We start from the raw sequence: 14918 nt of genomic DNA, 5'->3' as shown, positions 1-14918 counted from the left end.
AACCTCCCGTATAATGAGCTATTGGGATTATAATTGCCAAATTAGTCCAAAATTATGTGCTTCTATCTCTTTGCAAACCCTCTGTGCGATTTCGCGAATCTTGTCATTTTCATTCTTGCAGGCCTCCAGGATATAGGGTCTATAACTTTCCTGATAATTATTGCGCATGAAATTCAGTGTATTTACTTTCCATTTCCATAATTCATCCGGAGTAAGGTAAAAGAATTTTGGTTGTATGCTGCGTTTATAAAAATTTTCGTCCATTTTCATAATATTTTCCGGGGTAAGAAGGTGGGCTATCTCTAACACCTCGGGGAACTCATTTTTCTCTTTCCATGTGCCATGATTCATCGGGCACGCATCCTGACAAGCATCGCACCCATAGATCCAAGTCCCAAAACTCTTTCTAAGTGGGTCTTTTTCCAAATCGCGACCGCCAAAAGTGGTCAGAAATGAAACACAGCTGACAGGATTCATCGTATAAGGAGAGGAGAGCGAACAAGTAGGACAGGCTTTGATACAATTGGAACAGCCCTTAGGGCAATTGGGTAAAGCAGTTGATTCTATCAGTTCCATCTCCTTGTCGGTTATCCACGCTTCCAGTTCTACCCAAGAACCCGATTCTGTATAAAAGAAATTGTTTCTGCGTACGATTCCGAGACCGGCTTTCATGGCCGCCCACCGCAAGCCCACGACACCAAATTTTCGGTTTGAAACAGTTCTAAGTCCCAGCTCTTCCAGAAATTTTTCCATGGCAACACTGCTCTTAAATTCCTGTGATTCCTCATTGACGCGTCCGTCAAATATATAGTGTTTGCCAATATGACCTTTTAATTGCTCCGGTACTTTGTAATGTCCATAATGAGAAACAACGACGATGACCGATTTTGCCCACGGGTACTGTTCAGCCAGATTGGTCAGACGTCTTTGGTTTCGATAAAACAGCTTTGACGCGGGAACTTTATCGATACGTTCCATGAAACATTTATCATAACCCTCCAAATCCTGAATACGAACAATTCCGCATTTTTCATAGCCGAATTCATATGCCTTATCCTGTATCAATTTTTCTATACTCATTTTCCAGTCTCCTTTGTATTAATCGTGTATATACACTATTATAGCAAGATGAATCCTTATGTGGCTTTACCTCCATAAGAATAATTTTTAAATTCACATAAATAATATTATAGTTAATTTGATTATAAGCTCTCAATCATGGTCAGGAGAGATGTTAATTTTTCAATATTTTCTCGCCCAATCTTCTGCTCCATATATTCCTGTGCCTGGTTCCACAGGGCTTCTGCTTCTAGGTATTTTACCATCCCCTTATCGGTTAATTGAAGCTGACGATTTCGGGTGCCCTTCTGAGAAATGTCCATAATGAAGGACTCTGCCTCAAGAGGTTTTAAGCTGCGAACCAGAGTCGTCCTGTCTAGCCGGATATGTAGGGCCAACTCGCTGACGCTGACAGGTCCCAAATGTTTTAGGTGCTTCAAGATTGAATATTGGCTGACTGTCAATCCGCTTGGAGCCAGCATTTCATCATATATTTTTGTGATGGCTAAGGAAGCTCTGCGCAAATTTAAGCAATTGCAAACAGACGGCTTCTTTTCATGGTTTTTCATAGAGTCAATCACCTCGTTTTTAGTGTAACTACACTAAAAGTATAATACGTTACCCTACTTATGTCAACATCCCTCTATTCAACCTGTCTCAGCCATTAAAAAGAGGCTGCAGACTGCCTTAAGCAGTACGAATTTCACTCAATATTTATTATGGGTTTGAATAATAATTATATCAAAATCACAAAATATGACATGATGTTGTCAGGTTATCTGTTCTATAATGAAATGGAGGTGATAAAATGCAGATCAGCAGATTGTTTCAAATGATATATATCCTCCTTGAAAGAGGTACCGTCACTGCTCCGGAATTAGCCAAGCGTTTCGAAGTATCGGTTCGGACGATCTATCGGGATATGGAAGCCCTGAGCCAAGCGGGGATTCCGATTTATGCGAGTCAAGGCAAGGGCGGCGGAATCTCGCTGAATGAAAAGTTTATTCTTAATAAATCTCTTCTTTCTGAAAAAGAACAGGATGAGATTCTGCTTGCTTTACAGAGCTTATCCGCTGTTCAATACCCGGAACTCGATGAGGTGCTCTCAAAATTGAGCAGTCTCTTTTTTAAAAGTAAAGCGAACTGGATAGAAGTAGAATTTTCACCCTGGGGAAGTGACCAAAAACAAAAAGAGGCATTTAGCCTGCTTAAAAATGCTATTTTAGAGCAAAAAATCATCGCTTTTTCTTATTTCAATGGCGACGGTGAAAAAAGTAATCGCCTTGTTGAACCGATGAAGCTTCTTTTTAAGGATAAGGCATGGTACCTGAAAGGCTATTGTCTTCATCGGATGTCCTTCCGAACGTTCAAGATAACACGTATGTCTGAAGTTCGAATCACAGGCGATTCCTGTTTCCACCTTCCTTCACAGGAACAGTTTTCCGCCGCAGTCTTAGCAGAAGCTCCTGTTACCCTTCCTCTTCAGCTTAAAATAGCAGCGGAAGGTGCTTATCGGGTATATGATGATTTCTGTGAAAAAGATATTACGAAACATCAAGATGGCTCGTACACGGTCAATACATCTCTGCCGGTTGGCGAGTGGATTTTTAATTACCTTTTTTCTTTTGGTTCTCTGCTTGAAGTCATAGAACCTCAGTGGATACGGTCGGAGATGGCAAATCGCATTCGAGACATGGCAAATAAATATCACATAGAAACCTGACGTACTGTCGTCAGGTTTCTATGGTTATACTAGACCTATACATCAATTGAATGGAGGTAACACATTTTGGAAAATCATTTATTAGTTGATTTGAGCAAGGAACTTGACGGGAAACGTGTGCTGGTGACAGGCGGTACGAAGGGGATCGGTCAGGCGATTGTTGATCGTTTGCTGAAAGCGGGTGCAACCGTAATGACTGCGGCACGAACCTTTTCGGATGACCTGCCGGATTCAGTCGAACTGATTCAGGCGGACGTCGGAACGACTGAAGGGACTGAAAAAATTATTAAGGAGACCTTAGAAAAATTCGGCGGATTAGATATTTTGATCAATAATGTAGGCGGTTCCTCTTCCTCCACTGCTGGTGCATTGACACTAAGTGATGAAGATTGGCTGACCGCTTTTAATCAGAATCTTTTTTCATCGGTACGGCTGGATCGGGGATTCTTGCCATGCATGCTAGAACAGCACAAGGGAGTTATTATTCATATAACCTCTATTCAGCGTACACTTCCGGGGATCATGACAATGCCTTATTCCGCAGCGAAAGCTGCTCTAACGAATTACAGTAAAAATCTTGCCACTCAGTTAGGCCCCAAAGGCATTCGCATCAATATGGTTGCGCCCGGGTTCACTGAAACCAAAGCAGCAGAACGTCTTATTGAACGAATGGCTGAAAACTCAAAAAGTGATTATGCTGCAGCCAGACAGGAATTAATGGATGCACTCGGCGGTATACCGCTCGGACGCCCGGCAAAGCCGGAAGAAGTGGCAGAGCTTGTCGCTTTTCTCGTATCAGACAGGGCTTCTTATATCACGGGAAGTGAACATATCATTGACGGCGGAATCATCCGAACTATTTAAATTATAGCAAGGTAATCATGATAAAATCGGATTTCTAGAGTCTTTACTGCTGGATTTCCATTTCATTATGAAGGATAATAAAATTATTAAATTATCTATTGATTAAGCTATGGAAGATTGGAGATCGATTATGGGTGATACGCTAAAGGAAATCTATACGTCAACATTTCTACAGGACTTTGGATATAAAGTACATGCTGCTTATGGAGATTTTCCCTGTGAACATTTTCTCGCGGCTGTACAGATGCATCCATGGGATACATTACCGTTACGAGCCCGTATGAACCGGATTGCAACGATATTAGGGGAATGTTTACCGCGAGACTATGAAGATGCTTTGGCAGTGCTATACGCCATTGATGAGGATTGCTGCGGCTTTCCGTATTTGTTCTTTCCTGATTTTGTTGCTGTTTACGGACTCCGTGAAGAGTATTGGGAGCTTTCTATGGAAGCTTTAGCGCGTTTTACACAGCGCTCCTCCTCCGAATTTGCGATCCGGCCATTTATACTTCAGAATCCCGAACGTACTATGGGCTATATGCGCCAGTGGTCAGTTCATCCTAATGAACATGTACGACGTTTATCCAGTGAGGGCTGCCGTCCTCGACTTCCTTGGAGTATGGATCTTCCTCTTTATAAAATAGATCCTTCTCCTGTTCTGGAAGTGTTGGAAAAGTTGAAATCCGATCCATCTTTATATGTTCGTAAAAGTGTCGCCAACAATCTGAACGATATTGCAAAAGATAATCCGGAGTTGGTATTAAAAACCGCAGAACGATGGATTGGCACTAATCCCGACACGGACTGGATTCTGCGGCATGGCTGCCGTACGCTTATTCGCAAGGCTAATCCGGAGGCTTTGGCTTTGTTTGGTTATGCGAAAGCTTCAACGGAAAATCCTTTATTTCATCATGCCGGTCTGACCGTTCATCCAGATCAGCTTTGTATTGGAGACCGTTGTGATCTGCATTATTCTTTGGACGTTGAGTTGGAAACAAAATCGAATATCCGATTGGAATATGGCATCGATTTTATTAAATCCAACGGTAAGCCTTCCCGCAAATTGTTCTTGCTCTCGGATAAGGCCGTAACCGGTCATGTACATTTATCGGGAACACGTCATCATAACTTTATGAATCTTACCACAAGGCGGCATTATCCTGGCATTCATAGGATTGTATTGCTTGTCAATGGACACGAAGCCGCACAAACAACATTATTATTACAGGAGGTCAAATCATGATTGTAAACAATGTACTATTAAAACTAAAAGACCGGGAAGAAGACAACGTAAAGAAAGCACAAGCTGTTCTTCTTGGTATGAAAGGAAAAATTGAAGGATTACTGGATATACAAGTTGAAACCAACCTTCGCCCTAGCAGCTCTGCATATGATCTGCTTCTCATTACAAAATTTGCTTCTTTGGAAGATCTGGACGGTTACCTCGTCCATCCAGTCCATTTAGAAGTAGCCACCTATATAGGCGGTGTTCTGGATACCCAAGCATCTCTTTGTTATGAGATGCAATAACGCAAATAAAGGCGTGAGTTTTCTTTTACTCACGCCTTTATTCTTGCATACCTCGCAGCAGATCCGCTACGTCCTTGTATTGAATGAATTATTCTCCGCTTGTTGTGCCGTCATAATGGTTCCTTCAATCACTGCTCTGGCACTTTGCGGAAGAACATGCTCGATTCTCGGAAGAGAAATCCCCAGTGTTTCTTTCAGCACGTCTTCTATCGTTTCTACGGGTATCACCGTCAATTGATTTTTAACTTCTTCAGGTACATCCTTCAGGTCGATCACATTGTCCTTCGGAATCAACACTTTTGTTATGCCTGCCCGTTGGGCACCGATCAATTTTTCCTTTAAACCTCCTATCGGCAAAACCGCTCCTCTTAACGTAATCTCTCCGGTCATCGCCAATTTAGAATCCACTTTAAATCCTGTGACTAAAGAAGCAAGCGCCGTGAATAACCCAATACCCGCAGAAGGCCCATCTTTCGGAACGGCTCCCGACGGCACATGGATATGCAAATCCCTCTCTTTAAAATTAACCGCATTCAACGGCAATCTCGACTTCAATAAGCTCAAAGAGATTCGCGCCGATTCTTTCATCACGTCGCCCAGTTTACCAGTCAACATCACCTCTCCGCTTCCCGGCATGTCGGTTGCCTCAATAAAGAGGATTTCTCCTCCCACAGGAGTCCAAGCGAGTCCTGTCACAACGCCCGGCGGATTGTCATCCTGAGCCCTGTCATGACGTGAAACCTTTCTGCCAAGCAAGTCGTCCAACTGTTCGATTTTCACCTTATATGGCACTTCTACTTTGCTGGACACAATTTTTTCGGAGGTTACCCTTGCTAAAGCCGCTAATTGCTTTTTCAGTCCTCTGACTCCGGCTTCCAACGTGTAGTCGGTGATAATTTGATGCAATACCTCATCTTCTACAGTCAATTGTGCTTTTGTTAACCCGTGTTCTTCTAAAACACTTGGTATTAAGTAATTCTTCGCAATATGGAATTTTTCATCGATAGTGTAACTGGAAATCTGAATCACTTCCATACGATCCAGTAATGGTCCCGGAATACTTTCTGTCGAATTTGCCGTTGCAATAAAGAACACATCCGACAAATCATAAGGGAGATCTAAATAGTGATCGGTAAACGTATTGTTCTGTTCCGGATCGAGAACTTCCAGTAACGCACTGGCAGGATCTCCGCTGTATCCGCCGGTCATCAGTTTATCCACTTCATCCAGAATCATCACCGGATTGCTCTTTCCTGCCTTTCGGATGCTTTGAAGGATCCTGCCCGGCATTGCTCCTACATACGTTCTGCGGTGACCTCGAATCTCCGCTTCATCCCGGATTCCTCCTAAGCTCAAACGAATATATTTTCTGTCCAGTGCATCGGCGATGCTCCTGCCAAGGCTGGTCTTTCCGGTTCCCGGAGGCCCTACAAGCAAAAGAATGGACCCTTTTTTGTCATTTTTCAGCTGCATGACCGCCAAATGCTGTATGATTCGATCCTTCACCTTTTCCAGACCATAATGCTGCTCATCCAGAATCCGTCTGGCTTCTCCAAGATTAATCGGCGTTGCTTCTTCTTTTTTCCACGGCAGCTGTACCAAGAGATCCAGATAATTGCGTATCACATTATACTCCGAGCCATTCGGGCCTTGCGCCTGCATTTTATCCAGCTCTTCGAGAGCAGCTTCCTTGATATCAGATGGCATGCCGGCTTCTTCAATCTTGCTTAAATAATCTTTCGACTTTTTCGAATCTTCGTCTTTGCCTTCGTTCAATTCTTCCTGAATGGCTCTCAAATGTTCTCTGAGTACAGACTCTCTGTAATACTTATTTGCCTTTTCGGAGAATTTTTCATCCAATTGAATTTGTAATTCAATGATTTCCTTCTGCTTCATCAGATAGTCCATAAAGCGCAAACTTCTCTCCTTCATGGACTGAATCTTCAGCAGTTCATATTTTTCTTCGTTTGAGATCAGCAAGAACTGAGACAAATAAACAATCATGGAGTTTAAGTCTTTAAAGTCATCAATGATTTTGCTGTATCGTTCTCCTCCTACAAATTTTGCACTGATTTCATGGGTCACTCTTTTGATATAGCTCAGCATTTCCTCCAAGCTTTTTTCGTTGATATCGTCAGCATCCGGGCAAACATCATAGTCGGTAAATATCAGTTCATCTTCTATATAAAGAGTTTTACTTTCAATTCGTTCTATGGTTTTGATAGTAAGTTGGAATCCTCTCTCTATCTCTTCAATCTCATTGACTTGAAATGAAACACCGATTCGATAAAAATCCTCTTCTTTTAATGCCTGCTGTCCGAAATTCTGTTTCATCGGCAATGCAATGTTCACGGTATGTTCGTCTTCCAATGCCGTAAGCTGTTCCTCACTCAGACTGGATATCCTCAGTTTAGAAACCACGCCCGGCAGTAAAACCGTATTGGAGATAGGGATAACGATTCCCTTCCTATTGTTTATATAATTTTCCATCATGTGCTCCTTTCTGCCATAAATGAATGTTCGTTTAATAAAGGGTAATTTTTTACGGAATTCCTCTATGCAAATTATTTGCACAAAATGATTCCGCCTAAAATTTATTGTATGAGCAACGCATCTTGTATGATCTTAATCATTTCCTCCAGCAGCGCAGCACGTTCTGCTTCGCTTTTGCGGCTATCCAGTGCGATTGCCTTAATTGGGTAAAACATGATTGCCAGTAAGTTATCATTGCTATAGTTTTTGAGCACTCGCTTTTGCTTCAATTCTGACAACAGTTCATTGACATTGCATATGCCTTTTATGCCTGCGCACCTGCCTACTAATGAAGGACAATTGGAGAATTGTTCAACAAAGCTGAAGATTTCTTTATTCTCCCAAATGTAGTCATAGTAGCTTCTGATAATGATTTCAATCAGCTGCTCTCCCGCCATCTCCCAACCAACCCTGTCTAAGATGTAATCAAAGATTTCTTCTGAATATTCATGATAAATATCCTGCAGCATAATTTCTTTGTTTTCATAATAGATGTAGACGGTTGCCGGTGATACCATGGCCATCTTAGCTATTTTTGAAATGGAAGTACCATGAAAGCCTTCTTCTAAGATCAATCTTACTACCGCTTCTTTAATATGCCTTTTTTTCTCATCATCTTTCTTTCTCATGCAATCACCTCAATGTACTTTTATAATAAACGATTATTCATTTATTGTCAACTATGTTCTTTTGTCCCTGCTTCGCAGCTTGAATGAGTCATCAAAAATAAAAGTTCTTGAAGCGTCCTAGCGTTCACTGATGCTTTGAAAGAACTCACGGATATATGCTTTCGACTGCTCCGCTTGCTCCCTATCAAAATGTTGAGAATAAGAATCCATAAACCCATGTCTTGCGTTTAATTTATGCAGTTGCACATCTGGTTTTTCACGAAGCTGTTCTATGGTGCTGTCGACATCAAACGAATCTTTTTCGGCAAACAATAAAAGAACCGGACAAGCGGGTTGTACCCCTAAATAATCACGTATGCGAGAGCCATAGTGACAGATAATTCCTTCAACCTTCGCCTTTTCACAGCAGCGCCAAGCAATAGTTGCGCCCGCGCTGAACCCGATGATAAAGACTTTCTCGTAGTTCCGTTTTAACTGTGCGGCCATTCGTTCAACTTCCCTATAAATATCGAAGCCTACTTTATCTATAAAGAATCGATAGGCTTCTTCAGCTTCCGAATAGAGGAAGTATTTTCGCGATAACAGATCGGGGCAAAACACATCCAATCCCTGCCTATGATACGCTGAACAAACCTCCTCCATAAACGGATTCACTCCATAGATTTCGTGCAGTATAACCACTGCCGTTTTATTATGATTTATCTTTTGAATCATGACTGAACCCTTATTACCATTATTTTAAACTAGATCTTTTATGATCGCTTGTATCACATCCGGATTTTTTTCCCTATCAATGAGGGGCACTCCGTCCTTTAACACTTGATTTTTTTGATGGAACGTGTTTTTTTCTTCTCTGTAGATAATGCCGATCGGTATCTTATCACCAAACTCCATCGCCTTCATCAAGGCATCCGCTTTACTGGTATAATCATAATCCGAGCCCAGTTCATATACACGCTGACTATAGAAACCAAACGTATTTAATTTATTAAAGCTGATACAGGGTTGAAGGATGTCCACTAACGCATACCCCTCATACTCAATCGCCTGTTTCATAACGGAAACAAGATGCTCTTTGTGTCCGCTGAAAGCTCTGGCAACAAATCCCGCACCACAAGCAATAGCCAGTAATACCGGATTGAGCGGTTCATTTGCATTGCCCTGTGCCTGAACATCTGTAACCATTCCTTCCAAAGAAGTCGGAGATGCCTGACCTTTTGTCAGTCCATAAACCTGATTGTCATGAACAAAATGGGTGATATCCACATTTCGTCTGATGTTATGGATAAAATGATTGCCACCCTCTCCGTACGAATCTCCATCACCGGTGTTGACGATAACGGTCAGCTTTTCATTCGCTATTTTCGCACCAACTGCCGCAGGCAGCGCCCTTCCATGGAGACCGCAGAAAGAATTGGCACGGATGTATTGAGGCAGCTTTGCAGCTTGTCCGATACCCGCAACCATAAGAACTTCATAAGGATCCTTCCCCAGTTCCTCCAGTGCAGTTTTTAAACAATCCAATATGCTAAAATTCCCGCAGCCTGGGCACCAAGCCGTTTCATAGGTTGAAAAATGGTTCATTCTCTTTCCCCCTTCCGAATACGGTCTACAATCTCGTCACCAGATAATTGCCGTCCATCATACTTCAAAATACTGCCGGAACATTCGATGCCGGTCTTTTCCCTGATCAATTCCGCAAGCTGTCCGGTAGCATTCTGCTCGATATTAATGATATGATCTGCTTGCTGCGCTTTTTCCTTGAGAAGTCTCTCGGGCAACGGATAGACATCTCCGAAGATCAAGGCCGCGTATTTCTTCGAGGATTCCTGATTCAATGTCCGTACTGCCTCCATGATCGGTCCGTAGGTGGACCCCCATCCCAAGAAAAGTATGTCAAACAATTCTTCTCCGAAAAATTCCGGTTCCATCAACTCTTCCTTTAATTTAATTAATTTACCAAGACGTTTTTCCATCATTCGATTCCGAATTTCTGCGTCTTCGGTAATGTGCCCGGCTTCATCATGTTCATCGCTATCCGATTCTACAAAATTTCTTGATTGTCCCGGGATTAGAAGCGGCGAAATGCCGTCTTCTGTCAAGCGGTAGCGAAGATATTCCCCTTCGTCCATACCCATATCCGTATCCATATCCATATTGATTGTTGCGGTTAGATTGGTTAAGTCATACGGTTCTATGGTGGCTGAAGTGTCTGCTAAGTACTGGTCACTTAACAGGATCACCGGAATCTGATATTTTCTTGCCAGATAAAATGCGCGTGCTGTCTGGTAAAACGCATCCTGATGATTTCGCAAAGCGATAACCATTCTGGGGAACTCCCCATGAGAAGCAGATATAACAAATTTTAGATCACTCTGTTCCGTACGGGTAGGAAATCCTGTGGAAGGTCCGGGTCGCTGAATATCTGCAACAACAATGGGGATTTCAGCCATGCCCGATAACCCTAAAGCTTCTACCTTGAGACAGAAGCCCCCACCGGAGGTTCCGGTCATGGACGGCACTCCTGCAAATGAAGCGCCAATAGCCATATTGATTGCTGCAATTTCATCTTCAGCCTGTTCGACGACAATATTGGCTTCTTCTGATTTTGAAGCGAGATATTCTAGGATCGTGGTGGACGGAGACATAGGATAGGCACTGTAAAAGCGTATACCCGCCGCAATGGCGCCATAGGCCACAGCCTGATTCCCGGAGATGATGATCCTCTCCTGCGGATTGCTTTCCGGAAGACTATAACGCGCATCCACGAGTTCATACCCTTGCAGCAACGCCGCCTTATTCATCTCCCTATACGGTTCATTTATGTATTTTTTCAATGTTTCATCGATGTTCACCGGAGTTCGTCCAAAAAGTTTTAGTACAGTTCCTGTTGCAATGCTTCCGATGACACGGGAATTACCAAGTTTTTTTGATAACGCGGTCATATCCAGGGATATGCATCTTTTATCATCCAGTTCCCATTGGCTGTCACAAAGAATAAACCCGGATTCTTTCAATTGTTCCTTGTGCAGCATAACAGTGTCTTTATCAAAAGCAATAATTCCATCGATGTTCGTACTATGTGAAAAAACAGGCTTGACATCGATTCGAAGCAATGTAAAATTGTGCCCTCCCCTTATCCTTGACATAATATCGCGTGTCGTAAACACATAAAGCCCGGAATCTTTTAGGAACTTTTGCAGCACCGATGCCATTGTTTCGATTCCTTGACCGGCTGCTCCGCCAATCAATAAATTGAACATAACAATCCCTCCTATCTTTATACAATGCGTATTATACCTATCTTTGGCATTCATGTTGGGAGTACAATAGGGGTATTATTAATATTCTTCTCTTAATCCGAATTCGGCAGATTCAATCCATTCTTCCGGTCTGCTTGCCATTTTAATCAATTCTTCCACTATGATACAATGCTTTTTCTCTTGCTCTATCAAATATCCAAAGACTGTCTTCGACTGCTCTTCCGAAGCCTTGTCGTGCAGATCCTGATAGAATTTTACGCTTTGCTCTTCTTTTTCCAGCGCCATTCTGTATACATCCAGCTGATCGGGAAGCTCTTTTATTTCGACCCTGAAATCCTTCATTTCGTTAAAAATAGTTTGAATATCCGCTATAATATGACTGTCAGGTAAAGGCAATATAATATCCTTGCTATAGCTTTTTATAATCTCAGCATGCTTCTCTTCTTCTTTTGCCAAAAGTATAAAGGCTGCTTTCAAACGGTTTCCTTCATTCAATTTGGCTTGTTTCTGATAAAACTCTTTTAAATCATTCTCCATAGAAAGGGCTAATTCCAATAATTCCATACCATTTCTCCTCTTCTGTTTTATTTAAAATATCTTCAAATACAAATATTTGTTATTATTACCCTCATATTATATTATAATAATCAAAACTTCCAGATTATTTTTTCTTTTTGATCCTGTCTATATTATGAGCAGCTTGTCAGACGAGCTCCCATTTCAAATGCTCTCTGACAGTCCGACGGAAATTGCTCTGCTTTTACTTTGGCCTTATGCGCTTCATCGAATCTAGACGCTTCATACAGGGAATACTCTTTAAACTGATAGGTATCATTGGCGCAAAGAATCTCGGAATTCCCATTGAATAACTGCAAAAGATTTTTGTTCTGCTCAAACACAGCTCCGTAGTTCAACAGCTTCATTTGCTCCTCCGGAACGTTCATAGAATAGATAAATCCCGATGCGATCTTTCCATGAAAGACCGATCTGCTCCCTTCGTTATAAGAAAGATTCGGGTAACATAAACGTTCAAGAAAAGACCGCAATTCACCGGTAATATTTCCGAAATATATAGGGGAACCTAGCAGAAGAACATCACAAGTCAATATGTTTTCCAGCACTTTTGTCAGATCGTCCTTCATTGCACAAATCCCATCGCACGTATTTCCTTTTCTTTTACAGACAAAACAGCTTATACAACCTTTAAAATTCAGATCATAAAGATTTACCAGCTCGGTTTCGGCACCGTTTGACTCTGCTCCGCGAAGTGCATTCTGAAGTAAAACGGCCGTATTTCCATTTTCTCGCGGACTTCCATTGATCGCTATTACTTTCATTTTAACTCTCCTCTTCCTATTTGGCCGCTGCTGTTTGGCGTACGATTCTCGCTGAGAGCCTTCCAATGCAACGACACCGATGGAACTATTTTATAGACACATAGTTGTTATCTTTTATATAAAACCGCCAAAGATAATCTTTAGCTTCCTCTGCGTAATCAATCCCCACCCGTTTAGAAGATACGATCGTACCTTTATCCTCTTGTCCTTCTTCAACATATAGTTTACTGCCGCATAAATCTTCTCCATTTAAACTTTTATCAATTAAAAGTGCTCTGCATAGTTTCCCCGGTCCATTCGTTAACCCTTTTATCTGGCTCTTGCTTAGTTGATTATAGGCTTTTTTAAATCTGTTTTGAGCCATTGCATCAACTCCTTCCATTGGTTCAACCGCTCTGATCAAAACAGCTTGAGGCGTTCCCGCTTCTCTGGTAACAATATTAAAGCAATAGTACATACCGTAAATAAGAAATACATAGGAAAAGCCTGGACCTCCGTACATCACCTCAACTCTTGGCGTTCTTCTTCCGCCATAGGAATGTGCGGCTTTATCTTCAATACCCATATAAGCTTCTGTTTCTACAATTTTCGCAGCAATTTTTTGTCCGTCTATTTCATGTACAAGTATCTTTCCCAACAGTTCTTTTGCAACGATTACGGAGTCTCTATTATAAAATTCTCTAGTTAATGTCTTCACTTTATTCATACCTCTGCCGCGTTTCTGCAGCAATTTTTCCCGTGGGCTTTTGCCGTATAAAGGGCCTGATCACAAATTTTATAGAGCATATCTATCGTTGTTTCCCGCTTCGGAGTGATGCTGCAAAAGCCTACGCTGATTGTGTACTTTATTTCGAGGTCGATGTCAACGGACGAATTTTCTATCGTCGATCTTAGCCGTTCTGCAACCTCTTTGACGTTCTTCTCATCTGCTTCGGGGAGCAATATGGCAAACTCTTCTCCGCCATACCGGCCGAATAAATCGTAATCCCTCAATTGTTTTCTGAGGGTATTGGCAAAATCCTGTAATACGGCATCCCCTATAAAGTGTCCGTACATATCATTGATTTTTTTAAAGTCATCAATGTCAATCAACAAGAATGAGATTTGTTCCTGTTTTCTTACACACAATGAAATCAACGCTCTTGACCGTAATATGAAGGTTTTTCGGTTTAATAGATTGGTCAATCCGTCCAATGACGCAGCTTTCAATAGCTCGAAATCCTGCTTTTCCTTATCTAAGAGGATGAATCCGGTACTTCCTGCAAGCATCGCGATGTAGAGCAGCAAAAATAGCCAGGTATTAACAACGTTTGTGGATGACAAATTCATACCTATATTTATCGTTAGAGCCGCAACTGCCCTGAAAAGCAAAAATACTATTATAATGCTGTAAAGAACAGCAATGGTTCTCTGCAGTCTGGAAGCTTTCTTGTCTATAAAAAGCGTATACACAGGAAATACCATCAATATTGCTGTGATGGAGGATGTAAAGGTGATTCTGACGTTCTCCGGAAAGCCATATGCTGTCGCCGCAATAAATACAAGGATACAACAAATAAGCAAGGCGGTGTATGCCCGTTTTACCGTTTCGGTATAATTATTTTTTAACATCATAAAGGCAATCAGCTCCAAAGCTGCACCGACAAACAAAATTGAATTGCCGACAGCTACGAAAAACAAACTGGGTATAGCACCCCTCAGTCCAATTATAACCCACCCCATTGGCTGCAGTAATTTTGCGATTAAAAACGTATTGACTGCTTTGCTCCTGTCCTGCTTTCCCATATAAGCAATAATGAGTGCACCTGTTAAAAGATGGCCTAGAATGAGAACGACTAAAATTGTCGCCATGTTGATGTTGAAAAGAATCATCTGTATCCTCCCGCAATTCTGAACTAGTCTCACTTAGAAGAATTATTATACAGCGAAATTCGTCCGCTTCAATCATTCAATTATACAGCAAAATAGGAGCGGATAAAAT

General features: G+C 41.8%; 15 protein-coding genes. 4 read left to right on the top strand and 11 right to left on the bottom strand.

Going from position 1 to position 14918, the window contains the following annotated elements; all coding sequences use genetic code 11:
• Window positions 1-27: 27 nt before the first annotated feature.
• Both JYB65_RS09565 and JYB65_RS09560 read right to left on the bottom strand, forming a co-directional pair.
• Window positions 28-1080: an epoxyqueuosine reductase gene (locus JYB65_RS09565; RefSeq protein WP_206582439.1), complete on the bottom strand. Its 1053-nt coding sequence runs from the start codon at window positions 1078-1080 to the stop codon at window positions 28-30.
• Between the two features lie 122 nt (window positions 1081-1202).
• Complete coding sequence (locus JYB65_RS09560) at window positions 1203-1628, bottom strand: MarR family winged helix-turn-helix transcriptional regulator (RefSeq protein WP_206582438.1); 426 nt, start codon at window positions 1626-1628, stop codon at window positions 1203-1205.
• Between the two features lie 239 nt (window positions 1629-1867).
• Here JYB65_RS09560 and JYB65_RS09555 point away from each other — a divergent pair, with 239 nt between their 5' ends.
• From JYB65_RS09555 to JYB65_RS09540, 4 genes are all read left to right on the top strand, one after another.
• The gene (locus JYB65_RS09555) at window positions 1868-2782 is read left to right on the top strand and encodes a helix-turn-helix transcriptional regulator (RefSeq protein ID WP_206582437.1); all 915 of its coding nucleotides are present in this window, start codon (window positions 1868-1870) and stop codon (window positions 2780-2782) included.
• Window positions 2783-2848: 66 nt separating this feature from the next.
• Window positions 2849-3646 (top strand): SDR family oxidoreductase, encoded by a 798-nt coding sequence (locus JYB65_RS09550; protein ID WP_206582436.1) that lies wholly within the window; start codon window positions 2849-2851, stop codon window positions 3644-3646.
• A 130-nt stretch (window positions 3647-3776) separates the two neighbouring features.
• Window positions 3777-4889 (top strand): DNA alkylation repair protein, encoded by a 1113-nt coding sequence (locus JYB65_RS09545; RefSeq protein ID WP_206582435.1) that lies wholly within the window; start codon window positions 3777-3779, stop codon window positions 4887-4889.
• Window positions 4886-5176, top strand: coding sequence for a Dabb family protein (locus tag JYB65_RS09540; protein ID WP_206582434.1), 291 nt, complete (start codon window positions 4886-4888; stop codon window positions 5174-5176). Before JYB65_RS09545 ends, JYB65_RS09540 begins: the two co-directional genes overlap by 4 nt.
• 66 nt (window positions 5177-5242) lie before the next feature.
• Here JYB65_RS09540 and lon read toward each other — a convergent pair whose 3' ends face one another.
• From lon to JYB65_RS09495, 9 genes are all read right to left on the bottom strand, one after another.
• Window positions 5243-7669: an endopeptidase La gene (lon, locus tag JYB65_RS09535; RefSeq protein ID WP_206582433.1), complete on the bottom strand. Its 2427-nt coding sequence runs from the start codon at window positions 7667-7669 to the stop codon at window positions 5243-5245.
• 101 nt (window positions 7670-7770) lie between these two features.
• Window positions 7771-8337, bottom strand: coding sequence for a TetR/AcrR family transcriptional regulator (locus JYB65_RS09530; protein WP_206582432.1), 567 nt, complete (start codon window positions 8335-8337; stop codon window positions 7771-7773).
• Between the two features lie 117 nt (window positions 8338-8454).
• Window positions 8455-9051: a dienelactone hydrolase family protein gene (locus JYB65_RS09525; RefSeq protein ID WP_206582431.1), complete on the bottom strand. Its 597-nt coding sequence runs from the start codon at window positions 9049-9051 to the stop codon at window positions 8455-8457.
• Between the two features lie 24 nt (window positions 9052-9075).
• The gene (locus JYB65_RS09520; protein WP_206582430.1) at window positions 9076-9921 is read right to left on the bottom strand and encodes a 2-oxoacid:ferredoxin oxidoreductase subunit beta; all 846 of its coding nucleotides are present in this window, start codon (window positions 9919-9921) and stop codon (window positions 9076-9078) included.
• Window positions 9918-11600 (bottom strand): 2-oxoacid:acceptor oxidoreductase subunit alpha, encoded by a 1683-nt coding sequence (locus JYB65_RS09515; protein ID WP_206582429.1) that lies wholly within the window; start codon window positions 11598-11600, stop codon window positions 9918-9920. The genes JYB65_RS09520 and JYB65_RS09515 overlap by 4 nt, the downstream gene beginning before the upstream one ends.
• Window positions 11601-11678: 78 nt before the next feature.
• Window positions 11679-12164, bottom strand: a complete 486-nt coding sequence (locus tag JYB65_RS09510; protein WP_206582428.1) for a ferritin-like domain-containing protein — start codon at window positions 12162-12164, stop codon at window positions 11679-11681.
• Window positions 12165-12289: 125 nt separating this feature from the next.
• Window positions 12290-12937, bottom strand: coding sequence for a flavodoxin family protein (locus JYB65_RS09505; RefSeq protein WP_206582427.1), 648 nt, complete (start codon window positions 12935-12937; stop codon window positions 12290-12292).
• 85 nt (window positions 12938-13022) lie between these two features.
• On the bottom strand, window positions 13023-13634 hold the full coding sequence (locus JYB65_RS09500) for a DNA-3-methyladenine glycosylase (RefSeq protein WP_342366651.1): 612 nt from the start codon (window positions 13632-13634) through the stop codon (window positions 13023-13025).
• Window positions 13635-13639: 5 nt separating this feature from the next.
• The gene (locus tag JYB65_RS09495) at window positions 13640-14809 is read right to left on the bottom strand and encodes a GGDEF domain-containing protein (protein ID WP_206582425.1); all 1170 of its coding nucleotides are present in this window, start codon (window positions 14807-14809) and stop codon (window positions 13640-13642) included.
• Window positions 14810-14918: the final 109 nt, after the last annotated feature.

It is taken from the genome of Clostridium aminobutyricum (genome assembly GCF_017255415.1).
In the GTDB taxonomy this organism is placed as follows: Bacteria; Bacillota; Clostridia; order Peptostreptococcales; family Anaerovoracaceae; genus Aminipila; species Aminipila aminobutyrica.
Note: the sequence above shows the minus strand (reverse complement) of the source record. Positions and strands in the feature narration are given on the sequence as shown.